Raw genomic sequence first — 24,551 nt, 5'->3', positions numbered from 1 at the left:
CGCAGCGCAGGCCGACGGCGAGGCAAAGGGGGCTGCAGAAACGGATCAGCCCCCGCCCCGCTCACCGTGGCAGAGATCCGGCGACTCCTGGACGCTCTCCTGCCCCGTCCACGAGCCGACCGCGATCCCGTCATCCACGCACTGAACTGGTCGGCCTGGAGAAGACACCGCCAAGCCATCGCCCGCCGCTGCCACTACCGAAAACGCAGCTCAGGACACGAACCGCTGCTGGAGTACTAATTGACAACGGACTCGGGTGTTCGTGACGGACGGCGCGGCCTCGTTCTCCGATCGCGCAGGCTGGGCCCCTACGTTCCGTCCGCTAGCAATCGTCCGTGAGTGCCGCTGCGGGGGCGCAACATAGACCACGATCGCCGGTTAGCCAAACCGGCGATCGTGACGACCATTGAGGTGTTCTCAGCGGCTGCGCTTGGCGGTGGAGCCGTTCGGACACCATGACCCTTCGTGCTGGCGCCCAGCAGTCCACGTAAGTGACAGCGTGTACCTATTAGCTGTGGCGGAGCAGGTGCAAGTCGTGTGCTGCCGCCTGGGCGGCCGAAAAATCTGGAATACCCGAGGAAACATCAATGGCTCGTCCATCTGCGCTCAAGCTCGCCGAAGTCCTAGCGGAAATCCGGATGAGCCCGTCGGCTTTCTACCGCCTGCGCGCTCGCGGTCAGGCCCCCCGGATGATCAAGTTGCCCAACGGTGAACTGCGCTGCCGCCGCGCCGATCTGGATGCGTGGTGGGAGGCGTGTGAAAGGGATACACCTGCATGGCGATGAGTTATAACGTCCGCTTCTGGGAGATACGCGAGCGCCCCGACCGGCGCAAGCCTTTCCAGATTCGGTGGACGGTTAACGGACGAGAGAAGTCTGAGTCCTTCATCACGTTCGCGCTTGCTGATAGCCGACGTTCGAAGCTGATGACAGCTGCGCGCGAGGGTGAGCCGTTTGATGAGTACACCGGTCTGCCGGCATCCGAGTTGCGGGCCATCAAGCAGCGAACTACGTGGTATGACCTGGCGCACGAATACATCGAGCAAAGATGGGAGCGCACGCCGGGGAACACCCGCCGCACCCTGGCTGATGCCTTCGCCACGGTCACGCCCGCCCTGGTGCGACCCGGCGCATCGTTTTCCGATCCGCGGGTACTACGGCGTGCCCTGTACTCGTGGGCATTCAACAAGAATGCTTGGCAGTGCGAGCCCACCGAGGAGTGGCTCCATGCACTGGACTGGATGAAGCGGAACTCGTTGCCGGTCAGCGCCCTCGCGGAAGCCGACGTTCTAAGGCGGGCCCTCGATGCGATGTGCCGCAAGCTGGACGGCAAGGCGGCTGCGGCTAAAACTGCCCGACGCAAGAGGGCTGCGTTCAACGAATCTCTCAACACTGCGGTGGAGAAAGGGTACTTCGCGGAAAACCCCCTCAAGGGACTCCGGTGGCAAGCACCAGCAGTCAATGAGGAGGTGGATCCGGCCGCCGTTCCCAATCCGGCCCAGGTACTTCGGCTGCTCGAGGCCGTTGCTCACCAGCGGGGGCGGGGTCCTCATCTTGAAGCATTCTTTGGTTGCATGTACTTCGCGGCTATGCGGCCAGCTGAGGTCATCCACCTTCGGATCGATCAATGCCACTTGCCGAAGACGGGATGGGGGATGCTGAACCTCTCGGGCGGGGTTGTCACGTCTGGCAAGGAGTGGACCGACGACGGGGAGGTGCACGAGGTACACTCGCTCAAGCGTCGTGCGGCAAGCGCGACGCGGCCTGTTCCCATCCCGCCGCAGTTCGTACGCATGCTGCGTGCCCACGTGAATCGGTTCGACGTAGCACCTGACGGTCGACTCTTCCGGAATCAGGCTGGCAACTACGTGGACGCTGCCGCCTACGGCATCACGTGGGCGCGGGCCCGGGACTATGCCCTGACTCGTACTGAGCGCACTTCTCGCCTGGCCAAGCGGCCTTACGATCTCCGGCATGCCGGGATCTCGTTCTGGCTCTACTCCGGAGTGGACCCGGCCGAGTGCGCCCGCCGCGCCGGCCAGAGCATCGAGGTTCTCTTTCGCCACTACGCCAAGTTTCTTGACGGCCTTCGAGAGCAGGCGAACCGTCTCATCGAGCAGTCCATGAACGAGTGGCAGCGCGTCAGTCAAGGTGACGTACCCGAGGGCTGAACCGGGATTTGGTCCGTGACTGGTCCGGACGCCTGGTCAGGAGGGGTGCAGTCGTGGGAGGAATTGGGAGTTAGCGCGCAAGCCGGGCTCGGTCGAGAGCGGGTTGAGCGAAGGGCGCCTGACGGGTGAAAACCCAGGTCAGGCGCCTTTTCGCAGGTGTTTAGAAGAAGCCCAGCTTCTTCGGCGAGTACGACACCAGAAGATTCTTCGTCTGCTGGTAGTGGTCGAGCATCATCTTGTGGTTCTCGCGGCCGATGCCGGACTTCTTGTAGCCGCCGAACGCCGCATGGGCCGGGTACGCGTGGTAGCAGTTGGTCCAGACGCGGCCCGCCTTGATCTCGCGGCCCAGGCGGTAGGCCGTGTTGCCGTCGCGGGTCCAGACGCCCGCGCCGAGGCCGTACAGCGTGTCGTTGGCGATCTTCAGGGCTTCGTCGACCGAGTCGTACGTCGTGACCGAGACGACCGGGCCGAAGATCTCCTCCTGGAAGATCCGCATGTCGTTGGTGCCGCGGAAGATGGTCGGCTCGACGTAATAGCCGCCCTCCAGACCGGGCACCGCGCGCGGTTTGCCGCCCGTGACGACCTCGGCGCCCTCTTTCCTGCCGATGTCGAGGTAGGAAAGGATCTTCTCGTACTGGTCGTTGCTCGCCTGCGCGCCGATCATGGTCGCCGGATCCAGCGGATCGCCGCCGACGATGGCCTCGGTGCGTTCGACGCAGCGGGCCATGAAGTCGTCGTAGATCGACGAGGGGATCAGCGCACGGGACGGGCAGGTGCAGACCTCGCCCTGGTTGAGGGCGAACATCACGAAGCCCTCGACCGCCTTGTCCAGGAAGTCGTCGTCGGCGGCCATCACGTCGGGCAGGAAGATGTTGGGGCTCTTGCCGCCCAGCTCCAGGGTGACCGGGATGATGTTCTCGCTCGCGTACTGCATGATCAGCCGGCCGGTCGTCGTCTCACCGGTGAACGCCACCTTCGCCACCCGCGGGCTGGACGCCAGCGGCTTGCCGGCCTCCACTCCGAAGCCGTTGACGACGTTGACCACGCCCGGCGGGAGCAGGTCCGCGATCAGGTCGATGACGTAGAGCAGGCTGACCGGGGTCTGCTCGGCCGGTTTGATGACGACGCAGTTGCCCGCCGCCAGCGCGGGGGCCAGCTTCCATGTGGCCATGAGGACCGGGAAGTTCCACGGGATGATCTGACCGACCACGCCCAGCGGCTCGTGGAAGTGGTACGCGACCGTGTCGGCGTCGATCTCCGCGATACTGCCCTCCTGCGCGCGGACGACTCCGGCGAAGTACCGGAAGTGGTCCACGGCCAGCGGGATGTCGGCGGCCAGGGTCTCGCGGACCGGCTTGCCGTTCTCCCACGTCTCGGCGACGGCGATCTTCTCCAGGTTCTGCTCGATGCGGTCCGCGATCCTGTTCAGGATGTTCGCGCGTTCCGCCGTGGACGTGCGGCCCCACTGGTCGGCTGCCCGGTGCGCGGCGTCCAGGGCCAGGTCGACGTCGGCCGCGGTGGAACGGGCGACCTCGCAGAAGACCTTGCCGGTCACGGGCGTGGGGTTCTCGAAGTAGCGGCCCTCGACGGGTGCTGTCCAGTCGCCGTCGATGAAGTTGTCGTAGCGGCGGGCGAAGGTGACGATGCTGCCTTCGGTTCCTGGCTGCGCGTACACCATGGCGGCTCTCCTCGGTGAAGTGCGGTGCGGGGCGGTTGCGACGTCCCTCACTGTGCTCCCGGGAGGTTGGCGCAAGGTTGGCGCCGTGGGAGAGGGCGTCAGTCGCGCAGGGACGTCGTCAGCCGGCCCCTCGCGATCGCGCGGCGCGTGTCGTACGGGCCGAGCAGCCGCAGCGCGTGCTCGTGGACCTCCGCGTCGTACGGGGCCCGTTCGCCGTAGCGCAGGGCGTGCTCGGGGCGCGTGCTCGCCAGCACGGCCTCGCGGACCGCCACTTCGAGGCGCGTGCGCCACTCCTCGATGCCGGGGGCCTCGGAGCGGGGCAGGAGCGGGCCGCCGTAACGGCGCAGGGCGGTGTCCGTGTCGCCCTGCTCCAGCGCGCGCAGGACGTCGGCGGCGTCGCAGAACACCGGGGCGGTGAGGGCGTAGTGGCGGGCGGATATCGCGCCGCCCAGCGCCCGGCGCAGGTGGGAGATCTCCGCCTTGAAGGTGGAGGACGTGACCGGCCGGTCGCCGTACAGGGCTGAGCGCAGTCGTGCCGGGGAGAAACCTTCGGGTTCGAGGGCGAGGAGGGTGAGAATCTCCAGCTGGCGGGGGCGCAGGGGGAGCGGCCGTCCCTCGTGCACGGCTTGCTCGGAGCCCAGGCAGGTGAGCCGCAGCCGGCCCGGGCGGGACACCTCCGTCGTCAGGCGGGCCTCGATCGTCGACACCAGCGAGCGGACGGTGGACATGGCCAGAGGGTGCGAGCGGTCCCAGGTCGTGGACAGGTCCAGCACGCCGAGGACGCGGCCGTCCCGGGCGTGCACCGGGGCGCAGTAGCAGACCCAGCCGTGCAGGGCCGACACCAGGTGCTCCGCGGAGAAGACGGAGCTGGGGCGGCCGGTGCGCAGGGCGAGGGACAGCGCGTTGGTGCCCATGGCCTGCTCGTCCCAGCGGCCGCCCGGCGCGAAGTTGACGCGCTCGGCCCGGCGGCGCATGGCCGGGCCGCCGCAGGTCCACAGGATGGTGCCGGACTCGTCGGTGACCGCCGTGACGAACCCGGCGTCCTCGGCGATGCTGTGCAGCTCCCCGGCGAGAGCGGACACCGGCCGGTACAGCGGGGACGACGTCCAGCGCTGGTGCACCTGGCCGCCCTCGGTGACCGGGGCGCTGTCCCGGCCCGGGTCGACGCTGCCGAGCGAACGCGCCCAGGACTCGGTCACCTCGTGGCGCAGTGCCGCGGTGCCGCCGGGCCGCGTGCCCGGGGCGCCCAGCCGCGGCACCCAGCGGGACCACTCGTGCTCCAGCGCGGCCCTGCGCTGCCAGAGGTCAGGGCGCTGTGACATGGCCTCTCCCTGCCGTCGTACCGGTTTCTCCGCGTGAGGTCAGTGTTACCGGATGCGCCTGCCCCGGTCGAGAATTCCGTCAGACCCGGCGGCTGTTCAGCAGGGGGTGGCCGGGGGAGGCGACCGGTCGGCCTGGAAGTGACGGGTGGCCCGGAACCGTCGTCGCCTCTGAACGGGCGACCGCCTGAATGGAAGTTTGTCCGGTGTCCGCGTGCCGCCGTACGGGTGACGGGTTCACTCGACCCGACGGACGCGGTCCGGCCCGCGTACCAGCGGCGTGCGGCGCCGCGTTTCCCTGGCATGGACAGCACGGAGACGGCGCGGCGCCTTCTGGGGCACGACGCCACACCCCGCTCGTACGCCGAACTCACCAGCGGATACGCGGGACATCCGCCGATCTACGCGGCCCTGGTCGCCGAGTGGGAGGCGAGGGGCCACACGATTCCGGAGCACCGCGACGGCCAGTGGGTCTCGTTCGCCGCGCCGGCCGAGAGCGAGACCTGGACCGCCGTCACCTCGTGGACCGTCGGCCGGCACATGGGCCCCGTGGTTCACGCCGCTCCGCACCCAGCCACTGCCCCGCACCCGGGTGCCGCCCGGCACCCGGGCCCGGCCGTCGCCGGCCCCCGCCCCGTCTCCGGCCGCCCTCCGGGGGCCGCGGGGCTCTCGTCCGGCGCCCGCCTCACCAGCCGTCCGTCACCACCGGCTCCGCGCTGACCGGAGCCAGCACCGCGAGGGTTCCGCTGGCCTCCCGCAGGGCCGATTCGAGTGTGCCGGGGATGTGCAGCGTGCCGGTGCCGTCCGGCGGGACGAGCCACTCCAGGCGGCCGGCGGGCCGGTACGGCGGCGGCACGGCGACCCAGGAACCCCGGCCGACGTGCCGTACGCCGAAGCCGATCCACTCGCTGACCGGATCGGGCGGCAGGAAGAACCCCACTCTGCGGGCCGCGCAGTCCACCAGGGTGGGACCGGGCACCTTCAGCGGGTCGCGCCACAGGATGTCCAGCGCGAGCAGGCCGAGCCGGTCGGGGACACTGAGCACGTCCCAGTACCGCCCGGCCTCCACGAGCATCGTTCCCGCGCCGTAGTCCCACTCCCGCTTGCACTCCTGGGGGTCCGTGGCGGCCGCGGCGAGCCACTCGACGGCTTGCTTCCACATGACGCTCTGCATGGCCACCCCAGGCACAGTCGGCGGCGCCGCGGTCGGGCGCGCGCTGGACACGGGCCGGTGACCCGCGGGGTTCCGCGTGCCGCCCGGCCGTAGCCATGCTCGTAGATATTTCTACGGGCCGGAAGGGGTGGCGCGGTCTGGCGTTTGAGGCGGGGCCTGGTCCGGTCGGAAGAGGGCACCCGAAGGTGCGTCCCGTAAGGCGGCGGTCAACTTCGTGCGCGTCCACGCCGCCAGAGTGACCTCGGTGCGTCCCTCCCCGGGGAGGGACGCACCGAGGTCACCAGCGGGGGAGCCTGAGTTCGTACTCCGGCTGGAACCGCTGCATGTAGCGGGTGTCGTCCCGGCTGCGCATCCCCGAGTCGACGTACCGCCGGTGCAGTCGCTCCACCTGGTCGTGGTCGAGTTCGACACCCAGTCCCGGCCCGGTGGGCACCTTGACCTCCCCGTCGCGCAGCTCCAGCACGCCGGGGACGATCACGTCGTCCGCGGAGTTCCACGGGTAGTGCGTGTCGCAGGAGTGGTCGAGGTTGGGGATGGCCGCGGCGACGTGGGTCATCGCGGCGAGGCTGATGCCGAGGTGCGAGTTGGAGTGCATGGACAGGGCGAGCCCGAACGCCTCGCACACGGCGGCCAGTTCACGCGTGCGGCGCAGTCCGCCCCAGTAGTGGTGGTCGGTGAGCAGCACCTGGATCGCGTGTCGCTCTACCGCCGGCCTCAGATGCTCCCAGGCGATCACGCACATGTTGGTCGCGAGCGGCACGGGGGATTCCTTCGCCACCTCCGCCATGCCCTCGATGCTCGCGGTCGGGTCCTCCAGGTACTCCAGGACGCCGTCGAGTTCACGGGCGACGTACGTGGACGTCTCGACCGTCCACGCCACGTTCGGGTCCAGCCGCAGCGGCTGCCCGGGGAAGGCCTCCGCCAGGGCCCGCATCGCGGCGATCTCCTCGTCGGGCGGGAACACACCGCCCTTGAGCTTGAACGAGGTGAAGCCGTAGCGCTCCCTCATCAGCCGGGCCTGCTCGACGATCCCGGCCGGGTCGAGGGCCGCGCCCCAGTCGTCGCCGATGGCCGCACGGCCGTCGAGCGGGGGGTGCTCGGCCCACTTGTAGAAGAGGTACGCGGCGAACGGCACCGTGTCGCGGACCGTGCCACCCAGCAGGTCGCTGACCGGACGGCCGAGCAGCTTGCCCTGCGCGTCCAGACAGGCCACCTCCACCGCCGAGGTGGTCCAGCCGCGCTCGTGGGAGCTGGGCACGGCCGGCAGCAGGGCCGCGTCGATCGCCGTGGCGACGGCGGTGGCGTCGAAGACGTCCATGCCGGCGACGACCTTCGCGGCGGCGTGCAACCGTTCCAGGCGGGCCGCCCCGCCCGGCGACTCGCCGAGCCCCACCGTGCCGTCCTCCAGGACGAGTTGGAGGATGATCCGCAGGGCGAGCGGCTCGTGCACACCGTTGGAGTTGAGCAGCGGCGGGTCGCCGAACGCGATCGGGGTGACGACCAGCTCACGGATACGCGTGGAACTCATGCGCCGACCACCTCCAGTCCGTGGTCGAGGAGTTTCGCGAGCCGGGCGAGATGCTCCGGCGTCGGGTCGAGCAGCGGCGCCCGTACGCCGCCGGCGTCCAGGCCGCGCAGCCTCACCCCGGCCTTGACGAGTGACACGGCGTATCCGGGGACCTCGTCGCGCAGGGCGACGAGCGGGCGGTAGAACTCGTCGAGGAGCCGGGAGACCAGGGTGTCGTCGTCCTCGGCGAGTGCCCGGTGGAAGGCCAGGGCGATCTCCGGGGCGAAGGCGAACACCGCCGAGGAGTACAGCTCCACGCCGACGCCCTGGTAGGCGGGCGCGGTCATCTCGGCGGTGGGCAGCCCGTTGAAGAACTGGAAGTCCTCCCCGCCGGGCACGGCACGCACCGCGCGGACGATACGGTGCATCCGCTCGATGTCCCCGATGCCGTCCTTGAGGCCGACGACTCCGGGCAGGGCGGCGATCTCGGCGGCCGTCTCCTCGGTGAGCCGGGCGGTACCGCGCTGGTAGAACACGACGGGCAGGTCCGTGGCGGCGGTGACCTCCTCGACGTACCGCACGAGGCCCTGCTGCGGGGCGCTGACGAGGTAGGGCGGCAGCAGCAGGATGCCGTCGGCGCCGGCACGTTCGACGCGGGTGGCCTGGTCCCGGGCGACCGGCACCGGGCCGCCGGCCGCCGCGAGGACCGGAACCCGTCCGGCGGTGGTCTTCACGGCGACCCGGGTGGCCCGCTCGATCTCCTCGGTCGACAGTGCGTGGAACTCGCCGGTGCCGCAGGCCACGAACACGCCTCCCGCGCCCGCGGCGACACCCGACTCGATGTGCTGGGCCAGCCGTTCCTCGTCCAGTGAACCGTCCGCCGCGAACGGCGTGACCGGGAAGAACAGCACTCCGTGGAACTTCATGTCTCCCTCATACGTGGGGGTTGGGTGGTCAGCCCTTGGTGGCCCCGGCGGCGATGCCGGTGACCAGCGAGCGCTGGAGGAGCAGATAGACGATCAGGCTGGGGATCAGGGCGATGACCGCACCGGCCAGCACCACCCCGGAGCCGACCTGGGGGTCGGTGCGCAGAATGGACAGGGCGACGGTGACCGTGTAGTCGGTGGGGTCCTTGGCGGCGATGAGGGGCAGCAGGTACTGGTCCCAGATCATGATGAAGCCGAGTACCCCGGCCACCCCGAGCGCGGGCTTGCACAGCGGCAGGACGACCTGCCACAGCATCCGCAGCTCGCCCACGCCGTCGATGCGGGCGGCCTCCTCTATCTCGGTGGGGATGTCCTTCATGAACTCCGTCAGCAGCATCACCGAGAAGCCCCAGGCGCCGAGCGGCAGGATCACGCCCCAGACGGTGCCCTTCAAATCGAGGCCGACCACGGGCACATGACCGAGGACGAGCGACAGAGGGATGGCGATGACCTCCTCCGGGAGCATCATCGTCAGCATGAACAGGGTCAGGACCAGTGCCTGTCCGCGGAACCTGTGCCGGGCCAGGGCGTACGCGGCGAGGGTGCAGACGGCGAGCTGGAGCAGCAGTCCGCCGCCCGCGATGACCAGGGAGTTGCCGAAGTAGTCCCAGATGCCGCGCTCGCCAGCCACCTCGAAGTTCAGCAGGGTCGGGTGGTGCGGGAAAAACGACAGGGTCGAACCGCTGGCCTTCTCGCTGAAGGAGCCGGAGAAGATCGTCAGGAACGGCGCCGCGAAGACGCCCAGGGCGAGCAGGCAGAGCAGGACCCGCAGGGCCCAGGCGGGGCCCGGCCGGTCGCTCCAGCCGAGGGCGGTGTCGAAACGGGCGGGGGTGGTGCGCCGCTTCCCGGCGGACTTCCGCGCGGGGGAGGCGGTCACCGGGGCCTGGACGGGATCGATGGCGGGGGCGCTCATCGCACGTCTCCCCTCTTGCGGAGGTAGTTGACCGTGACGGTGAGCAGCAGCGTCACGCAGAGCAGAACCACGGAGGCGGCCGAGGCGCCGCCGATGTCGTTACGGGTGAAGCCGAGGGTGTAGGCGCGGGTCATCCACACGTCGGTGGAGCCGGCCGGACCGCCGCCGGTGAGGACGTAGACCTCGGTGAAGACGCGCAGTCCGCGGATGGCGGCGAGGGTGAGGACGATGCCGAGGGCGGGACGGATCGCCGGCAGCGTGATGTGCCGCAGCCGCTGCCACAGCGAGACGCCGTCCATCGCGGCTGCCTCGTACAACGAGCGGTCCACGCCCGCCAGGCCGGCGAGGATGATCACCATGTTGTACGGGGCGAGCATCCAGATGCCCATGGCCATCGTCGCCCACAGCGCCGTGCCGGGGTTGTCCAGGTAGGGCACGGGCCCCAGCCCGAGCAGCCCGAGACCGCTGTTGATCAGACCGTCGGAGGTCGGGTAGTACATCAGCCGCCACATCTCGCCCACCACAGCCGTGGCGGTGACGACGGGCAGGAACACGGCGGTACGGATGATCTTCAGCGAACGGGCCTGGCCCTCCAGCAGCAGCGCCAGCGCGGAGCCGACGACGATCCCGCCCAGGGACATCCCCACGCCGAGGACCAGGGTGTGGCCGATGGCGTCCTGGAAGCGGTGGTCGGCCAGCACCCGCGTGTAGTTGTCGAGGCCGACCCACTTGTCACCGAGGAAGGGCCGCACCTCGAAGAAGCTGAGCCAGACGCCCTTGCCCATGGGCAGGAACTTGAAGACCAGGGCCAGCAGCAGACCCGGGGCGAGGAACAGCCAGGGCAGTACGGCCTTCTTGCTGAGGATCCGGGCTCTGCGCGGCCCGGTCGTCGTCACGGTCGCGGTCATTTCAACAGGTCCTGGTCCTTGAGGTCACCGGCGAGGGTGTCGTTGAGTTCCTTCAGGCCGGAGCGGACGTCGCTGCCGCAGTAGGTGAAGATCGCGTTGAGCGCGTCGGCGGTGTCCTGCTTGATCGGGGCGAAGTCCGGTGCGTTGGGGAACTGCACGGAGGCCGTCTCGTAGGCCTTCTGCACCACGCTCCAGCGCGGGTCGTCGCGCACCTTCGCCGCGTCGAGCGTGGAGTTCACGGGGATGCGCACGACGGGCTGGTGATCGCCGGTCATGGCGAGTTCCTGGCCCTCGGGGGAGACGAGGAACGCGGCGAGCGTCCGCTCCTGCTTCGCTTTGCCGGTCTTGGCGCCGAAGTAGATGTTCTCGCCGTCGGCCAGCACATCGTTCCCGGCCGGGCCCGCGGGGGCGGGCAGGACCTCGTACGTGTCCTTGCCGAGCGCCTTGTCGAAGGTGGAGATGTTGTACGGGCCGGTGAGGTACATCCCGGCGTTGCCGTCCTGGAAGTTGGTGGTGTTCGCGGTGACCGAGGTCAGGGCGCTGGGTTGGATGACACCGTTGTCACCGCAGAAGAGGTTGTCCTTCATCCAGGTGACGGTGCGCAGGGCTGCCGCCGAGTCCATGGCGGGCCGGTAGCCCGTGCCCTCCTTCTGGAGGATCTGCACACCGCCCTGCCACAGGTAGCTGGCGCCCCACCAGGCGACGTAGCCGTTCTGGGCGCTGCCCGGCACGACCATGCCGTACGTGTCCTTCTTGCCGTCCCCGTCCGGGTCGCGGGTGGCGAAGGCCTTGGCGAGGGCGAGCGTGTCCTGCCAGGTCCTGGGCTGTGGCAGGCCGAGCTTCTCGCGCCAGTCCTTGCGGACGAACAGCGTCATGGCCTGACGGGAGAACGGGATGCCGTAGTGCCTGCCGTCGCGGCCCACCGTGGACGACCAGGACATGGCGCTGATCTCGGCATGGCCCGCGATCGAGGTCGGGGTGACCGGCTTGAGCAGGCCCTGGGCCTGGTAGCTGCCCATCAGGGCCGTGTCGTTGATCATGACGTCCGGCAGGTCCTTGGTGGATGCGCGGCTCTGCAACTGCTGGTCGAAGTTCATGACCGGCTGGTAGTCGATCTTGATGCCGGTCTTCTCGGTGAAGGCGGCGAACACACGCCGGTAGGTCATGGCGGACTCCGGATCGCTCCGGGTCCACACCTCCAGGGTGTTCGGGTCGCCGGCCCGGGTGCTGCCGGAACCGGAGCCGCAGGCGGCCGTTCGAACAGGAGTCCCGAGGCGGCGAGCGTGGCGGCCAGGCGGCGCACGCGGCGGAGCCGCGTATCGAGGCAGCGTCGGCGATCCCGCATGGGCGTCTCCGTTCATATCCATGAACTCGCTTCACGAATCTAAATGATCGGCCAAGCTACGGATCGTTTCCTCGCCATGTCAAGACATGGCCGAAAGATTTCACCGGCGTCACACGGCACTTGTGGACGGCCAGGAAACAGCGACGGCCCCCACCGGTTCATTCGGTGGGGGCCGTCCGAAAACGAAGGGGTGCTCTGGGTCAGGCCTGACGTTCGGCGTTCTTCTTCTTGATCCGGACCGATTCCTTGCGGACCTCGGCCTGGGTGGCGCGCTCCCGCTCCAGCCACTCGGGGCCTTCCTGTTTCAGCGCCTCGATCTGCTCGGTGGTGAGGGGCTCGGTGACGCCCGCGCGGGCGAGGCCCGCGATGGAGACGCCGAGCTTCGCGGCGACCACCGGCCGGGGGTGCGGGCCGGTGCGCCGCAGGTCCTGCAGCCACTGCGGCGGGTTCGTCTGGAGCTCGTTCAGTTCGGCGCGTGAGACGACGCCCTCGCGGAACTCGGCGGGTGTGGCCTCGAGGTACACACCCAGTTTCTTCGCCGCGGTGGCGGGCTTCATCGTCTGGGTGCTCTGGTGCGACGTCATGCCCTCCAGCGTATCGAGCGTGTGCACGACCCCTGACCACGGCCGGTAACCTGGCGAGGTGACAGGCCAGGATGCAACCCCCTCGTTCCGGCTCGCCTACGTTCCCGGGGTGATGCCCGACAAGTGGGTGCGCGTCTGGAACGAGCGGCAGCCCGACGTCCCGCTGACCCTCACGCAGGTGCCCGCCGAGGCGGTGGCCGAGCGGCTGCTGAGCAGGGACGCCGACGCGGGCCTCGTCCGCATGCCCGTGGACCGGTCGGTCTTCGGCGCGATCCCCCTCTACACCGAGCAGACGGTCGTCGTGGTGCCCAAGGACCACCTGGTCACGGCCGTCGACGAGGTCGCGCCGGAAGACCTGGCCGACGACATCGTGCTGCACCCCCTCGACGACGTTCTCGACTGGGAGAGTCTGCCCGGGCGGCCCGCCCTCGAACGGCCCGCCACCACCGCCGACGCCGTCGAACTGGTCGCGGCCGGCATCGGCGTCCTCGTCGTCCCGCTGTCGCTCGCCCGCCTCCACCACCGCAAGGACCTCACCCACCGGCCCCTCGAGGACGCCCCCGAGTCGAGCGTGGCCCTGGCCTGGCCCGAGGACGCGAAGACGGACCAGGTCGAGGACTTCATCGGCATCGTCCGCGGCCGCACCGTCAACAGCACCCGGGGCCGTCAGCAGCCTCCCGCGCAGGAAAAGCCCAAGCGCGACGATCGCCGCACACCACAGCGGTCGAGGTCGGCGGGCACGAACCGGCGTGGGTCCTCCGGCGGTGCCTCGAAGGGCGGCAAGCGGGGCAAGCCCCGCCGCCGCACCTGACCTCCCGCGCCTATCCCGCCGACGGCGACGGCAGGAGCGCGTTCGGGGCCTCCGTACGCAGGTCCTCCAGTTCCTTCGGGATCTTCAGGGTGAGGACCGGCGAGCCCACCTGCGGAGGCGGCGGCGTGGTCATCTCCTCCGGCATCTTCGGCGGGCTGGTCTGCATGAGGTTGACCTGCTCGTGGTTGACCAGGCCGGTCTTCTCCAGGATGGTGATGTGGTCCAGCACGGTGGAGTTGGCCTGGTCGGCGAGCTGACGCACCAGCGTGTTCCTCGTGTTGGCCCGGATCTTGGCGATCGTCGAGAAGATCTGGCCGTGCGTCACGCGCATGATGCTCGTCGCGGTCGAGTCGAACTCCTGGCCCTGCGCGCCCTCCACCGTCGCCACGAACTGCTGCTGCTGCGGCGACGCCTGGTTGGGCAGGGTGATGCCCAGTTCGGGAGCGATCTTGCGGCAGGCGGCGTCGAGCCGCCCGTGTCCGACGACGAGATGCTCGCCGGCCTCCTTCATCGCGGGCGACCCGCCGCGCTGCATCACCAGCAGGCCCAAGGGGTGCTCCCACAGCCCTGCCGCGCGCACCTTCACCACGAAGTCGCGGTCCGCCTCGGTCAGCGGACCGTACTGGGTGTTGGCGATGATGCGGTCCTGACCGGAAGCGGTGTTCTGCACGCCCAGCATGCTCGGGTAGGCGAGCGCGGTGAGCGTAAGGATCAACGCACCGCCCACGAACGCGGTTCCTGCCGTGCTGCGCGAGATGCGCATCGTGCCTCCTGGAGAATGAACGGCCCAACACCAAGAGGTACGGATGCCAGGGACGAAACAATCACCCCTGCCGCAAAAAAGTTCGGGCGAGTGCGGCGCCCGCCGCGCACGACGCACACGCCCCGCCGGGCAGGCGCTCAGGACTTGTACGAAGCGGCCCGCGCCGTCGCCACCACCTTGTCCCCGTCCGCCCTGCTCAGCAGTCCACCCGACACCCACGCGTCCACCGTGGACCGCACCCGCCCCACCAGTGCCCCCTTGTCCGGGAACGGCGCCCCGGCCCAGATCTCGTCCAGCAGCGTGGTGCCGCCCGGCTTCGCCGGGTTGGCGACGCCCGAGTCCCGGCCGCCGAACACGACCTTCGGTTCCGCGCGCCGGAAGTAGGCGTGCGTCGGATCCTCCGTCCCCTCGGCGAACGGCGCCCACTCGGCCCCGGCGAGCGTGAAGTGCAGCGGCCTGCCCGGCACCGGGGTGAGGGAGGACGCCAGATCGCCGGACAGACCGGCGTCGCGGTACAGCCCGGCCTTGAGGTACTCCGTGGCCGCGTCGCGGGCCACGAGGTTGACCGGCCCGTGGAACAGGGTCTGCAGGGACGCGTCGTCCAGCGCCTTCTCCACCCGCGTCCGGAACGGCATGGCGATACGGACGGTGTCGCCGGCCCGCCAGCTCCGGGACACGTCGAAGTAGGTTCCCGGCTCCGGCGTCCCGGACACCGCACGCCCGTTGACGGTCACCCGGAACCCGGCCGTCGCCCACGACGGCACCCGCAGCCGCAGCGTGAAGGAGGCGCGACCGCCCCCGAAGGTCAGCGTGCTGCCCTCCTCCTCGGGGAAGCGGGTCGTCTGTGTGACCGTGACACCCCTTTCCGCCCAGGTCAGCGTGGACGCGCTGTACAGGTTGACGTACAGGGCGCTGCCGTCGGCCTGCGCGAAGTACACCGAGTCCTGGTATTTCGTGGCGCTCTCCATGCCGGTGCCCTCGCAGCAGGTCGTGCCCTGCTTGGGCGTGTAGTCCCGGACATGACCGGGCGTCAGCCCGATGAAGTACGTGACAAGGGGCTTCTCCGCATCGGGCTTGTCCTGCTTCGAGCCGAGCACCTGGTTGAACAGGGCCCGCTCGTAGTAGTCCATGTACTTCGGGTCCTGCTCGTGGAAGAACAGGGTCCGGCTCAGCTTGAGCATGTTGTACGCGCAGCAGGTCTCCGCGGTGGCCGCACCGATCGTGCCCGCGATCACGTCCCGCGCCTTCCAGAACTCCTGGGTGCTGGTGCCGCCGATGCCGTACATGCGGTGCGGGACGACCATGTCCCAGAAGTTCTTCGCCGAGGTGAGGTAGCGCTCCTCGCCGGTCTCGTCGTACAGCCGCACGTAGCCCGTGAAGATCGGGATGTGCTGGTTGGCGTGCAGCCCGTCGAGGATGTCGGTGTTCGCGGCACACGCGTCGATCAGCCGGTCCAGGTCGAACAGCCGGGCCAGTGCGAGGTGTTCGGCCTTGCCGGTGAGGGCGTGCAGATCGCAGACCGCCTCGACGATGCCGCCGAACTCGCCGCTGGAGAAGATCCCCCACATCCGCTGGAGCGTTTCCTTCGGCAGCTTCGCCAGCCGGGCGTACATCCAGTCGCACATGGCGGACGCGAGGTCGAGCGCCCGGTCGTCGTCCGTGGCGGTGTACGCGTCGAGCAGACCCTTGAGGATCTTGTGCGCGGTGTAGTACGGCGCCCAGACCTTGGTGTAGTCGGACGCGGTCCTCGACTCCAGGTCGATGAACTGCGTCTCCGGGTACGCCGCGAGGAACCCGGGGTGGCTGGGCCCGCCCCAGGTGCGGCGCAGCGTGGCGGTCAGGCCCCGGCCGGAGGCGTCCGCGAAGGTCCCGCCGGCCGTCTCGTCGAAGGCGTACGACGCCAGGTCGCCCCGGCCCGTCGAGGCGTCGGCGGCCCGGTGGCTCTGCAACTCCGTGATCTCGGCTGCGGTCAGCGCCCGCGCGAAGACGTTGAACTCCTCGAACGCGCCCGCGAAGACCGGGTCGGCGGAGTAGTTCGAGCGGCCCAGCCAGTTGTTCTTCAGTGTGCCGAGAGCCGCCGGGGTGAGGCTCATGGCGGTGTTGCGCGCCACGGCGGTGCCGTTGACGTAGAGCGTGCCGGTGCCGCCCGCGATCGTGACCGCCAGGTGGCTCCACTGGTTCAGCGGCAGCGCGGCCGTGCCGTTCATGCCCTGCTCGCCTCCGGCGCCCGAAGCGGTGACGGCGAAGCGCGGCACGCCGGCCTGGTTGCGGGCGGCCAGATACAGGTAGCGGCTGGTGTCGTCGCCGAAGTCGAAGACCCTCGTCCAGTTCGCGTCGTGGGTGGGCCGGACCCAGACGGAGAGGGTGATCGCGGAGGCCCCGCCGAGCACAGCGGGCGGCAGGTCCACGTACTGGTGGGAGCCCCGGACCTGATCCGCGGCGGCCCCGAACCTCCCGGCGGCGCTCAGCACCGCGGGATCCCGCCGCAGTGCCGCGCGCACCTCGGTCAGCGCCCCCACCATGGTGCCGATCCGGTCGGCGAACACCTGCTCCTTGGACCCGCGGTACGCCTGCGCCAGCATGGTCAGGAAGTGACCGGTGTAGTGGCCCCGCAGGTTGCCGTTGGCCTCACCGTCCAGGCCCTCCCAGCCGCCGGGCGCGACCGCGCCGCCCGTGGAGAGACCGGCGTTGGCGCGGAACACCTGGAGCAGCCGGTTCACGTCGTAGCCGCGGGCGTGATCCAGCATCAGCTTCCGCTTGTCGGCGAAGACGCCCTGACCGAGGCTCACGTCCTCCAGCCCGAAGGGCCGTACGGTCCGGGCGGCCGGGGTGTCCGCGGCGGCTGTTGCGGGAGCCGCCGCGGCCCGCCCCGTTGGCGCCTGTGACAGTGCCGGGACGGCCACGGCGGCGGTCGCGGCGTGAAGAAGGGATCGTCTGGAGAGAGGCCGTGCCATGTGTGCTCCTCCACGGGTCCACAGTGCTCAGGGGGTGAGTAGGTCGATATCTCGAACGCCGTACGGGTGATCGACCAGACCTTAGGGAGGGGACGGGGGAGCGTCAACGGGGTGGGAGGGGCGAGTTCAGGATGGGCCGGCCCCGCTCACGAGCCAGTCGTACCCGGACCGCGCCGTGAACTGCCCCTGGCCGCCCGGCAGAAGCAGGCCCGCTGTCGCGAACTCCGGTGCGCCCACTGGGCCGGGACGTGGGGGATCGCGATGCACCGCATGCCGGCCGCGTGCGCGGCGGCGGCACCCGGAGCGGCGTCCTCCAGTACGACGCGGTCGGACGGGGCCGTGCCGAGCCTGCGCGCCGCCTCCAGGGAGACGTCCGGAGCCGGCTTGTCGTGCGCGACCTCGTCGGCGGAGACCACGGTGCGCAGATGCGCGTCCAGCCCCGTTCCGGTCAGCACCGCGCCGATGGCCTCCGGGGGCGAGCCCGAGGCCACGGCCATGGGCACACTCTCGGCCGCCAGCAGTTCGACGAAGGTGCGCATCTCCGGTAGGCGCGGGTGGCGCTGTGGGCCGGCCGGCTCCAGACAGCGGCGGTTCTGCTGGGTGCCGATGGCGACGGTGCCCTGCTGGGTGGTCAGGGGGTGGTGTCGTGTGCCCGTTGCTTGGCCAGCGTCTGTTCGACGAGATGCGTCAGTTCGGTCAGCCGGAGACGTTCGGTGGGGTGGAAGTCCTGGGCGTCGATGGTGGCGCGCAGCCGGGTGAGTGCGGAGTGGACGGGAGGCTGGTGGGCGGGGGAGCTGGTCCAGGCGACTTCGCGCAGCAGTACGGCGATGCGGGTCAGGACGGCCGGTTCGGCGGCGCCGTAGCGCATTGGCTGGGTTACTGCCAGGTCGAGCAGTTCTTCCAGGTTCGGGCGTCGTAGCACGACTCTGACCTGCTGGTCGTTGTCGAGCAGCAGGTGCGGACCAAGGTGGCGTTGTGTCAGTTCGCACAGCAGTGCGGAGGAGTGGGAGAGGGCGTGGACGGCGGTCGTGGGGTCGTTGACACCTGGGGAGAGTGCTTTGGCGGCGATGTCGGTGAGCTGCCGCAGGCCGAAGGCGATGTCCTGGTGGTCGGTGCGCTCGGGACCCGTGGTCACGGCCTTGGCTGCTGCTTCGGTCAGGCGCGCCCGTGTCTCGGGAGCGAATCGCTCTCCGGCGCGTGGCCAGGCGGCGCCCATGGGTGTGCCGGTGATCAGAGAGCTTCCGGGGTGGCGGTCGATGAGCAGGATGGCGTCGGCTTCCACGGCAGCATCGAGTAGGGCTTCCTCGTCCACGGAAGTCAGGAAGCCGGACGTGCCGGCGGTCAGGGTCAAGGCGTCCGGGGGCGGTTTGAGAGGGGCGGCGCGGTGGGCCCCGGAAGCGGGGTCCCTGCGTGGCGCGTCCTCCTGGTGGGGCAGGAGCCGCTGAATGGTGCGGTCGGCGGCGGAGTGGACGCTGCTCATCATCGTCTCGACGCGGATCTCGCGTGCCAGGTGCGACAGGAAGAGCACGAGACCGAGGACGCTGGCCAGCGTGAGCAGGAAGGCCACCGTGACCGACACCTGAGGGACAAAGCCGCTCCGCTCGTCCTCTCCGGTGCGTACGGTGCGCAGCACGGTCAGGGCGTAGGTGAATGTGGCGAGGAAGAGTGCCAGAGTCGTCTGTACGTACCGGTCCGCGGTGAAGGTCCGCAGCAGGCGTGGGGAGAACTGGCTGCTGGCCAGTTGCAATGTCAGCACGGTGAGCGAGAAGGTCAGCGCCGTGACGGTGACCAGTGAGCCGGCGATCGTCGCCAGCACCGAGCGTGCCGCGTCCGCGTTGCCGGCGAACAGGTAGTCCCGCAGCCATGCCGGGATGTCGTGCTGGAACCGTTCGTCCAGCCGCGGCAGGCCCACGCCCGCGACGACGGCGAGTACGACGCCCAGCGTCGGCAGGGGCCATAGCTGCGCCCGGAGCGTGTCATGCATCAGTGCGGGGTGTGCGTGGCGGCGGACCGGCCGGTCGGGCCGTTGGTGCAGGAAGGGTGAACGACCGCTTAAGTGTCAACACGGTCTCACGTTACATACCGTGCCAAGTGGGGCAACGCTGGAGCGCCGCCGAGTGTCGTACGCCCCCGGCGTCGGGGAGTTCCCGTGCTGGTGGGTTTGCCCCGTTCATGAGCGTCGGCGTACCGGCTGCGCTTCGTCTGGACTGCTGCTCTTGTGGGACTTGGCGTTTCGGTCAGTTCGGGTGGGTCAGTCGGCCCGTATGAGAGTGGCAAGCGTGATGCGAGACGAGGGCAGATGGGTGTGGCGACGGCTCGCCGTGGTCCTCAGCGTGCCAGTCATGGCCTTGTCGCTGCTTGCGGGCTGCGGCCGGGACGATCCGCTGAATGAGCCCGCCGAGCGGTTCGAGATGGTGGAGGTCGACTATGCGCGTGCAGTTCGACTGTCAGTGGCCGAGGTGAGTGCCGGAAAGCTGGTGGCTCTGGAACTCCGGAAACCCGAGTCGGTATCGCCGGTGTGGGAAAGCCGGGTCGCGGATCAGGATGGGCAACTGCGGACAGTCCGGCTGGGCGCCACCCGTGGCGAGGTGCAGGGCACGAGCGCCGGTCCCGACCTGACGGATTCCCAGCGGCAGGACCTGGTGCGGTTGCTGGAGGAGACTCGGGTCCTGCCGGACCAGGCGGCCCGTGAAGCGGCCGATACGCCTGACGGCGAGGTCGTCACCGCCATCGAACTGGAACGGCACGGCGACCGGCCGGTCTGGTTGGTCAGCGTCCTCGGGGTAGGCGATGATGCGGCGATCGTCCACGTGGTGGACGCCCAATCCGGCGAGATCCTTGACCGCCGCCCGGCCTGACGCGAGTGCGGGCGCATGAGGCGGACAGCACGCTGACATGTCCCGGCGGAGGTGCGATCAGATGCCTCCGCCGTCCTTACGCGCCGCATCGTCCCTCCGTCACAGCAGGCGGGGCTTTGGTGTGGGCAGCACACCGTCGCACGTCGACTACCTCTGCGAGGTGGTGGTCTGCTGCCGTGATCTGCGCTCGTGCCGGACGAATGCCTCACCGAGGGTGCCCATGAGCATGCCGAGCGAGCCGATCACGAACAGCCACAGTGCGATTCGTTCCAGGCTGGGAAAGAGGAAGAACACACTGCCGACCAGGAACGTCGTGTTGCCGAAGCCGCCGATGACCAAGTGGATGAACGGGAAGTCCTGAAGCAGGTACCGCTCGAGTCGGGTCAGCAAGCCGTCACCTTTCCAGCGCCGGGTCGTCCAGTAGCTACGTGAGGTAGCGGGGTACCGTGCGCGACAACAGCGAAACACGGCTGCCGTCTCATCTCCGCTACGCCGTCTGCCCCCGCAATCGGCTGTGGTCGCACCATTGCCGCCCGCGCCGTACACAGGCCCCATGCCAGGAAGGCGGCGTCGTACTCCTTTCCGTCGTGACGAGGCTGCGGGTACCTGCGCTTTGAGGCGGTCGAGCCGGATCCGTAGTCGCCTTCTTCGCCCTGCTCAGGGGCGCGGGACGAGCTGGGGCAGGCTGCCGCGAATATGCCGCGTTGGACGCTGGCCTTCCTGGTCGGCATGGCCGGGACCAGTGCTGCCACTCGGTGGGAGCCTGATGAGCGGGGTGCGGAGCAGGTCTCGCCGGGAACCATGCAGGTCGGCTACGGCGACCTCGTCGCCGACCGGGCCGTGGGCGTCGCGGGTTCTCTTCTGGCCGGCGCGCTGTTCGCTGCGGCTTCCCGCACCGCCCGGGCGAAGAGGACCGCAGGGCGGGGAGAAGCCTCATGAGGGCCGGGAGTGCCGCACGGCCTGCCGCGAGCGAGCCGGCCAAGACCTCGACGGCGAGGTCCGGCGGCCGCCTGGCTGCCGGCTCCGCGCACGCGTGCGCGGTCTATCCGGTAGGGGATGCGCTTCCGTCGTAGACGGGAACCTGCGACTGGATGTTGAAGGTGGCTGTCCCGGCGTCTTCGAAGCGCATGGTGAACTGCATGAAGTCGCCTCCTCTGATCTGCCGGCGCACGTCACGCAGCACCAGATGGGCCTTACCCGACTCCAGCTCCACGAGCTTGTTCGCCGGCAGATCCACCCCGCCGGGCAGCGGTTTGCCGTCTGAGCCGACGATGTCCACCGATGCCGCATTCGGCGTGCTGGCACCCACCAGCTTGTCGCCCTTCCCGCCCTTGTTGTAGAGCCACACATACGCGGGGACGTCGTCTCCCGGCTGCCACGGCTCGCCTTGCGGCTCAGCCACGTGCGCATAACGGATCATGATGTCGCCGACACGGCCATTCTGGCCCGGCGCCTCCCAGTCCGGGAGGGAAAAGTCTTCATCCCCGCCGCATCCACTCGCGGTCAACGCGACGGCAAGCGCGGTCGCCACAAGGGCGCACCGGCCACGCGCCGTGAAGAGAACCGACATGATCGCTCCTTCTCACCGACCCAGCGACTCCACCTTGAGTACCCCTGGGAATCCGGGCAAACGGTGCGGAGCTGATCGGGGACGGAGGGCAGCGTTCATGCCTCCCCTCTTATCGGTGTCGATCAGCCGCGTCCCCTCCCTGCTACCTGATCCAAACGACAGTCCAGCTGTCGGTGGCGTACTTCGCCCGTGTCTCCGCAGTCGAGGGACTGATGCCGAACAAGTCGGCGATGACGATGGGCGGCAGCGTGGTGACGGCCTCGATCACGCGGTGTTCCTGCGAGTGTCCGGCGGCTTGCCTCGTAGTAGTTCGGTCGCTGTCCACGAGCGTTCCGTGGAGATCGAAGATGACCGATGCTCCGCGGAGCTTGCTCATGGGGTCCTGCTCTCAAAGATCATCCGCGGGCCGACCGCCCGATCGATTCCACCAGCGGCAGCATCCGGTGGGACACGCGCTCGCGCAGGGCGACCTCGGTGCGGGTGCGCACCACCCCGGGCATGCTGATCAGCTTCTGGACGATGTCCTCCAGGTGCGCGTTGTCCCGCGCCACCACCCGGGCCAGCAGATCCCCGCCACCCGTGATCGAGAACGCCTCCACGATCTCCGGCACCGCCGCCAGCGCGTCACCCACCTCGTCGAGATGTCCCTGGGTGACCTCGATGTGCACGAACGCGAGCACCGGATGCCCGAGCGCGGCGGGGGAGAGGGCGGGCGCCGTGCCGGTGATCACGCCGGCGCGCTCCAGCCGGTCGAGCCGGGCCTGAAGCGTGCCCCGCGCGACTCCGAGGGTTCTGGCGTACTCGCGCACACTCGTGCGCGGCTGCTCCAGCAGCAGCCGCAGGATGCGGGTGTCGAGCTCGTCCACGGGCATGGCGCGTCCTTCTCGTCCGTTGGCTCTGCCGCGGCCGTCCTCCGGTGGCTCCGGCTGTACCAATGGCCCAGTCTAGAGGGAGCCGGTTGAGCCAGTGGCCCCCGAGGTGCTGATATGGGTGCGTCGATGGCGCTGCGGACCCCGCGGCGCCTTTTTCATGCGTAGTCATGGCCGGTGGGCCGAAAGGGGCGGTAGGCGGTGCTGAAGAGGGTGTTCATGGCTCCGGATCCGGGGCGGACGCGGTTGCGGTTCGCCACGCGGGCGGTGCTCGGCATCGCGCTCGCGGTCGCCGTGTGCGGTCTCGCCGGGCACTCCCTCGCGGGTGCCGTCACCGGCGGTCTCGCCGCCCTGCTCGCCCTGTTCACCGTCACCGACGCCACGGTCCGCGGGCAGGCCGTCACTACCGCCCTGCTGCCCGCCGTCGGCCTCCCCGTGCTCACCGCGGCGGCCCAGCTGCACGACCACCCGGTGGCCCGGGACCTCACCTTCCTGGCCGTGGTCGGCGCGGGCGTGTACGCGCGCCGCTGGGGCCCGCGCGGGCACAGCCTCGGCGTGTTCGCGTTCATGACCTTCTTCGTGGCGCAGTTCCTGCACGCCACCACGGACCAGCTGCCCCAGCTGTACGTCGCGGTCCTGCTGTCCGTCCTCGCCGCGTCCGCGGTGCGCTTCGGCCTGTGGTGCTACGAGCGCCGCCTGCCCCCGCCCGCCGTGCCCGCCCCGCCGGGCGGCACCGGCCTGGCCCGGGTGACCACCCGCCAGGCGATCCAGGCCACCGCCGGCGCCGGCTTCGCCCTCGTCGTGGGCCAGCTGCTGTCCGGACAGCGCTGGTACTGGGCCGTCGGCGCCACCTGGTGGATCTTCGTCAACACCACCTCCCGCGGCGAGACCCTGGTCCGCGGCTTCCGGCGGCTGCTCGGCACGGTCATCGGCATCGCTCTCGGCCTGCTCGTGGCCCTGCCCGTGCACGGCGACCCGGCCGTCACGGCCGCGCTCGCCGCCGTCTGCGTCTTCGGCATCTTCTACACGGCCGCCGTGTCCTACACCTGGATGATGCTCTGGGTCACCCTCCTCGCCGGACTGCTCTACGGACTCCTCGGCGTGCTCGGCCCGGACCTGCTCGCCCTGCGGCTCGCCGAGACCGGCGTCGGAGCGCTCGGCGCCGCACTGGCCGTGATCCTCGTCCTGCCCGTCACCACCCACAGCATCACCGACGCCTGGATCCGGCGGGCCCTGCGCTGCGTGCACGCCTGCGCCGTCGAGACCGCCCGGCGGCTGGCGGGGGCGGCCGACGCCGACCCGGCCCCGCGGGTGGCGGAACTGGAGCAGCTCCTCGCCCGGGTCCGGCTCTCGGTCGCCCCGCTCGTGCACCCGCTGAACCCGATGCTCGGCCGCAAGCGGCGGGCCCGGCACGTGCTCGCCCTCCTCGACGACTGCGCCCGCGAGATCCGCGGCCTGGTCGCGGTAGCGGCCGACCCGGAGGCCTCCCACGACGCCCGTCTGGCCACCGCCTGCCGACGAGTGGAGGCCGCCGTGGAGGCCCTCACCGAGGGCAGGGACATCGCGGTCCACGCGGACGGACTGCCCCACGCGGAACCCGCCCTGGCCCATCTGCACGGCCTGGAACGAGCCCTGGCCGAACTGGCCCGCCCCCTGCGCACACCGTCGGGCTCGCCACTGGTGGGCGCCTGACGGGAGGCCGGCGCCCCTGGAACGGCTACGGCCGAGCCCGCCCGACCGGTGCGTACGGTTCGCTCCGCGGGGGTGCGCGGCTCGGCGGGAGACCGACCGGGTGCTGGGGTGCTGGGGTGCTGGGGTGCGGCGCGGAGCAGGGCTGGGGCGAGCACGTCTGGGGGCGAGGTGGCCCGCCTGCGGCAGACGCCGCTGAGTTGGCCCTGGCCGGGCGCTCCAGGGCGGCTTGGAGCGTCTGGGCCGAGCTGGTCCGCCGGCTGGACGTGCCGCCGGTTGAGGGCGCAACCGGGGGCTTCGGTGCGACGTGCAGGGGTCCGGGCCGAGCTGGTCCGCCGGGTGGGCTTGCCGCCGGTCGGGGGCCTGGCCGGGGGCTCCGAAGTGACGCGGAGGGTGCCTGGTCGAGCTGACCCGCCGGCCGCGGACGACGCCGGCCGGTCGGCGCACGACAGG

23 protein-coding genes and 1 pseudogene are annotated in these 24,551 nt (G+C 70.0%); 7 read left to right on the top strand and 17 right to left on the bottom strand.

Going from position 1 to position 24,551, the window contains the following annotated elements:
* Positions 1–587 precede the first annotated feature (587 nt).
* Together ACFU3E_RS17515 and ACFU3E_RS17510 are read left to right on the top strand one after the other, a co-directional pair.
* Complete coding sequence (locus ACFU3E_RS17515; protein WP_384158261.1) at positions 588–785, top strand: helix-turn-helix transcriptional regulator; 198 nt, start codon at positions 588–590, stop codon at positions 783–785.
* Positions 776–2,170, top strand: a complete 1,395-nt coding sequence (locus tag ACFU3E_RS17510) for an integrase (RefSeq protein WP_384158258.1) — start codon at positions 776–778, stop codon at positions 2,168–2,170. The genes ACFU3E_RS17515 and ACFU3E_RS17510 overlap by 10 nt, the downstream gene beginning before the upstream one ends.
* Positions 2,171–2,330: 160 nt before the next feature.
* Here the strand turns inward: ACFU3E_RS17510 and adh are convergent, their stop codons facing one another.
* Together adh and ACFU3E_RS17500 are read right to left on the bottom strand one after the other, a co-directional pair.
* Positions 2,331–3,848: an aldehyde dehydrogenase gene (gene adh, locus ACFU3E_RS17505; RefSeq protein ID WP_384158255.1), complete on the bottom strand. Its 1,518-nt coding sequence runs from the start codon at positions 3,846–3,848 to the stop codon at positions 2,331–2,333.
* A 98-nt stretch (positions 3,849–3,946) separates the two neighbouring features.
* On the bottom strand, positions 3,947–5,170 hold the full coding sequence (locus ACFU3E_RS17500) for a GAF domain-containing protein (protein WP_384158252.1): 1,224 nt from the start codon (positions 5,168–5,170) through the stop codon (positions 3,947–3,949).
* A 300-nt stretch (positions 5,171–5,470) separates the two neighbouring features.
* Here ACFU3E_RS17500 and ACFU3E_RS17495 point away from each other — a divergent pair, with 300 nt between their 5' ends.
* Entirely contained in the window at positions 5,471–5,887 is a 417-nt protein-coding gene (locus tag ACFU3E_RS17495) for a hypothetical protein (protein WP_384158249.1), read from the top strand.
* On the opposite strand, the gene ACFU3E_RS17490 is transcribed toward ACFU3E_RS17495, so the two are convergent.
* The 7 genes from ACFU3E_RS17490 to ACFU3E_RS17460 form a co-directional block, all read right to left on the bottom strand.
* Positions 5,853–6,341 (bottom strand): hypothetical protein, encoded by a 489-nt coding sequence (locus ACFU3E_RS17490; RefSeq protein ID WP_384158266.1) that lies wholly within the window; start codon positions 6,339–6,341, stop codon positions 5,853–5,855. The two genes, ACFU3E_RS17495 and ACFU3E_RS17490, sit on opposite strands and share 35 nt — an antisense overlap.
* Before the next feature lie 277 nt (positions 6,342–6,618).
* Positions 6,619–7,869, bottom strand: a complete 1,251-nt coding sequence (locus tag ACFU3E_RS17485; RefSeq protein WP_384158247.1) for a glucarate dehydratase family protein — start codon at positions 7,867–7,869, stop codon at positions 6,619–6,621.
* Positions 7,866–8,774, bottom strand: coding sequence for a 5-dehydro-4-deoxyglucarate dehydratase (locus tag ACFU3E_RS17480; RefSeq protein ID WP_384158244.1), 909 nt, complete (start codon positions 8,772–8,774; stop codon positions 7,866–7,868). The genes ACFU3E_RS17485 and ACFU3E_RS17480 overlap by 4 nt, the downstream gene beginning before the upstream one ends.
* A gap of 28 nt (positions 8,775–8,802) precedes the next feature.
* A complete protein-coding gene (locus tag ACFU3E_RS17475; RefSeq protein WP_384158241.1) occupies positions 8,803–9,747 on the bottom strand; it encodes a carbohydrate ABC transporter permease in 945 nt (314 codons plus the stop codon).
* On the bottom strand, positions 9,744–10,655 hold the full coding sequence (locus ACFU3E_RS17470) for a carbohydrate ABC transporter permease (protein ID WP_384158238.1): 912 nt from the start codon (positions 10,653–10,655) through the stop codon (positions 9,744–9,746). Before ACFU3E_RS17470 ends, ACFU3E_RS17475 begins: the two co-directional genes overlap by 4 nt.
* Entirely contained in the window at positions 10,652–11,821 is a 1,170-nt protein-coding gene (locus ACFU3E_RS17465; RefSeq protein ID WP_384158235.1) for a sugar ABC transporter substrate-binding protein, read from the bottom strand. The genes ACFU3E_RS17470 and ACFU3E_RS17465 overlap by 4 nt, the downstream gene beginning before the upstream one ends.
* Before the next feature lie 379 nt (positions 11,822–12,200).
* Complete coding sequence (locus ACFU3E_RS17460) at positions 12,201–12,584, bottom strand: DUF5997 family protein (protein ID WP_384158231.1); 384 nt, start codon at positions 12,582–12,584, stop codon at positions 12,201–12,203.
* A gap of 58 nt (positions 12,585–12,642) precedes the next feature.
* Between ACFU3E_RS17460 and ACFU3E_RS17455 the strand changes: the two genes are divergently transcribed.
* Positions 12,643–13,395 (top strand): LysR family transcriptional regulator substrate-binding protein, encoded by a 753-nt coding sequence (locus ACFU3E_RS17455; protein WP_384158228.1) that lies wholly within the window; start codon positions 12,643–12,645, stop codon positions 13,393–13,395.
* Positions 13,396–13,405: 10 nt separating this feature from the next.
* Here ACFU3E_RS17455 and ACFU3E_RS17450 read toward each other — a convergent pair whose 3' ends face one another.
* The 4 genes and pseudogenes from ACFU3E_RS17450 to ACFU3E_RS17435 form a co-directional block, all read right to left on the bottom strand.
* Positions 13,406–14,158 carry a DUF4142 domain-containing protein gene (locus tag ACFU3E_RS17450; protein ID WP_384158225.1) on the bottom strand — a complete coding sequence of 251 codons (753 nt, stop codon included), beginning with the start codon at positions 14,156–14,158 and terminating at the stop codon, positions 13,406–13,408.
* A 137-nt stretch (positions 14,159–14,295) separates the two neighbouring features.
* Entirely contained in the window at positions 14,296–17,112 is a 2,817-nt protein-coding gene (locus tag ACFU3E_RS17445) for a beta-L-arabinofuranosidase domain-containing protein (protein ID WP_384158221.1), read from the bottom strand.
* A 126-nt stretch (positions 17,113–17,238) separates the two neighbouring features.
* Positions 17,239–17,708, bottom strand: a pseudogene (locus tag ACFU3E_RS17440) (HAD family hydrolase); the annotation flags it as partial.
* Positions 17,709–17,743: 35 nt separating this feature from the next.
* The gene (locus ACFU3E_RS17435; RefSeq protein ID WP_384158218.1) at positions 17,744–19,096 is read right to left on the bottom strand and encodes a DUF2254 domain-containing protein; all 1,353 of its coding nucleotides are present in this window, start codon (positions 19,094–19,096) and stop codon (positions 17,744–17,746) included.
* Between the two features lie 358 nt (positions 19,097–19,454).
* Between ACFU3E_RS17435 and ACFU3E_RS17430 the strand changes: the two genes are divergently transcribed.
* Positions 19,455–19,970 carry a PepSY domain-containing protein gene (locus ACFU3E_RS17430; protein ID WP_384158215.1) on the top strand — a complete coding sequence of 172 codons (516 nt, stop codon included), beginning with the start codon at positions 19,455–19,457 and terminating at the stop codon, positions 19,968–19,970.
* A gap of 147 nt (positions 19,971–20,117) precedes the next feature.
* Here the strand turns inward: ACFU3E_RS17430 and ACFU3E_RS17425 are convergent, their stop codons facing one another.
* On the bottom strand, positions 20,118–20,360 hold the full coding sequence (locus tag ACFU3E_RS17425; protein WP_384158212.1) for a YrhK family protein: 243 nt from the start codon (positions 20,358–20,360) through the stop codon (positions 20,118–20,120).
* A gap of 306 nt (positions 20,361–20,666) precedes the next feature.
* On the opposite strand from ACFU3E_RS17425, the gene ACFU3E_RS17420 reads away from it, so the two are divergent.
* Positions 20,667–20,909, top strand: a complete 243-nt coding sequence (locus ACFU3E_RS17420; RefSeq protein ID WP_384158209.1) for a hypothetical protein — start codon at positions 20,667–20,669, stop codon at positions 20,907–20,909.
* A 103-nt stretch (positions 20,910–21,012) separates the two neighbouring features.
* Here the strand turns inward: ACFU3E_RS17420 and ACFU3E_RS17415 are convergent, their stop codons facing one another.
* The 3 genes from ACFU3E_RS17415 to ACFU3E_RS17405 form a co-directional block, all read right to left on the bottom strand.
* Entirely contained in the window at positions 21,013–21,540 is a 528-nt protein-coding gene (locus ACFU3E_RS17415; RefSeq protein ID WP_384158207.1) for a copper chaperone PCu(A)C, read from the bottom strand.
* A gap of 142 nt (positions 21,541–21,682) precedes the next feature.
* Complete coding sequence (locus ACFU3E_RS17410) at positions 21,683–21,916, bottom strand: hypothetical protein (protein WP_384158204.1); 234 nt, start codon at positions 21,914–21,916, stop codon at positions 21,683–21,685.
* Between the two features lie 19 nt (positions 21,917–21,935).
* Entirely contained in the window at positions 21,936–22,412 is a 477-nt protein-coding gene (locus ACFU3E_RS17405) for an Lrp/AsnC family transcriptional regulator (protein WP_384158201.1), read from the bottom strand.
* Between the two features lie 198 nt (positions 22,413–22,610).
* Between ACFU3E_RS17405 and ACFU3E_RS17400 the strand changes: the two genes are divergently transcribed.
* Complete coding sequence (locus ACFU3E_RS17400) at positions 22,611–24,101, top strand: FUSC family protein (protein WP_384158199.1); 1,491 nt, start codon at positions 22,611–22,613, stop codon at positions 24,099–24,101.
* Positions 24,102–24,551 lie beyond the last annotated feature (450 nt).

Source organism: Streptomyces sp. NPDC057424, from assembly GCF_042803315.1.
GTDB lineage: Bacteria > Actinomycetota > Actinomycetes > Streptomycetales > Streptomycetaceae > Streptomyces.
This window is presented reverse-complemented; position numbering and strand designations above follow the sequence as displayed.

Excerpts from the sequence above, each read along its gene's own strand:
- ACFU3E_RS17515 (WP_384158261.1), top strand. The coding sequence starts at position 588 with ATGGCTCGTCCATCTGCGCTCAAGCTCGCCGAAGTCCTAGCGGAAATC.
- ACFU3E_RS17510 (WP_384158258.1), top strand. The coding sequence starts at position 776 with ATGGCGATGAGTTATAACGTCCGCTTCTGGGAGATACGCGAGCGCCCC.
- adh (WP_384158255.1), bottom strand. The coding sequence starts at position 3,848 with ATGGTGTACGCGCAGCCAGGAACCGAAGGCAGCATCGTCACCTTCGCC.
- ACFU3E_RS17500 (WP_384158252.1), bottom strand. The coding sequence starts at position 5,170 with ATGTCACAGCGCCCTGACCTCTGGCAGCGCAGGGCCGCGCTGGAGCAC.
- ACFU3E_RS17495 (WP_384158249.1), top strand. The coding sequence starts at position 5,471 with ATGGACAGCACGGAGACGGCGCGGCGCCTTCTGGGGCACGACGCCACA.
- ACFU3E_RS17490 (WP_384158266.1), bottom strand. The coding sequence starts at position 6,341 with ATGCAGAGCGTCATGTGGAAGCAAGCCGTCGAGTGGCTCGCCGCGGCC.
- ACFU3E_RS17485 (WP_384158247.1), bottom strand. The coding sequence starts at position 7,869 with ATGAGTTCCACGCGTATCCGTGAGCTGGTCGTCACCCCGATCGCGTTC.
- ACFU3E_RS17480 (WP_384158244.1), bottom strand. The coding sequence starts at position 8,774 with ATGAAGTTCCACGGAGTGCTGTTCTTCCCGGTCACGCCGTTCGCGGCG.
- ACFU3E_RS17475 (WP_384158241.1), bottom strand. The coding sequence starts at position 9,747 with ATGAGCGCCCCCGCCATCGATCCCGTCCAGGCCCCGGTGACCGCCTCC.
- ACFU3E_RS17470 (WP_384158238.1), bottom strand. The coding sequence starts at position 10,655 with ATGACCGCGACCGTGACGACGACCGGGCCGCGCAGAGCCCGGATCCTC.
- ACFU3E_RS17465 (WP_384158235.1), bottom strand. The coding sequence starts at position 11,821 with ATGACCTACCGGCGTGTGTTCGCCGCCTTCACCGAGAAGACCGGCATC.
- ACFU3E_RS17460 (WP_384158231.1), bottom strand. The coding sequence starts at position 12,584 with ATGACGTCGCACCAGAGCACCCAGACGATGAAGCCCGCCACCGCGGCG.
- ACFU3E_RS17450 (WP_384158225.1), bottom strand. The coding sequence starts at position 14,158 with ATGCGCATCTCGCGCAGCACGGCAGGAACCGCGTTCGTGGGCGGTGCG.
- ACFU3E_RS17445 (WP_384158221.1), bottom strand. The coding sequence starts at position 17,112 with ATGGCACGGCCTCTCTCCAGACGATCCCTTCTTCACGCCGCGACCGCC.
- ACFU3E_RS17435 (WP_384158218.1), bottom strand. The coding sequence starts at position 19,096 with ATGCATGACACGCTCCGGGCGCAGCTATGGCCCCTGCCGACGCTGGGC.
- ACFU3E_RS17430 (WP_384158215.1), top strand. The coding sequence starts at position 19,455 with ATGGCCTTGTCGCTGCTTGCGGGCTGCGGCCGGGACGATCCGCTGAAT.
- ACFU3E_RS17420 (WP_384158209.1), top strand. The coding sequence starts at position 20,667 with ATGCCGCGTTGGACGCTGGCCTTCCTGGTCGGCATGGCCGGGACCAGT.
- ACFU3E_RS17415 (WP_384158207.1), bottom strand. The coding sequence starts at position 21,540 with ATGTCGGTTCTCTTCACGGCGCGTGGCCGGTGCGCCCTTGTGGCGACC.
- ACFU3E_RS17410 (WP_384158204.1), bottom strand. The coding sequence starts at position 21,916 with ATGAGCAAGCTCCGCGGAGCATCGGTCATCTTCGATCTCCACGGAACG.
- ACFU3E_RS17405 (WP_384158201.1), bottom strand. The coding sequence starts at position 22,412 with ATGCCCGTGGACGAGCTCGACACCCGCATCCTGCGGCTGCTGCTGGAG.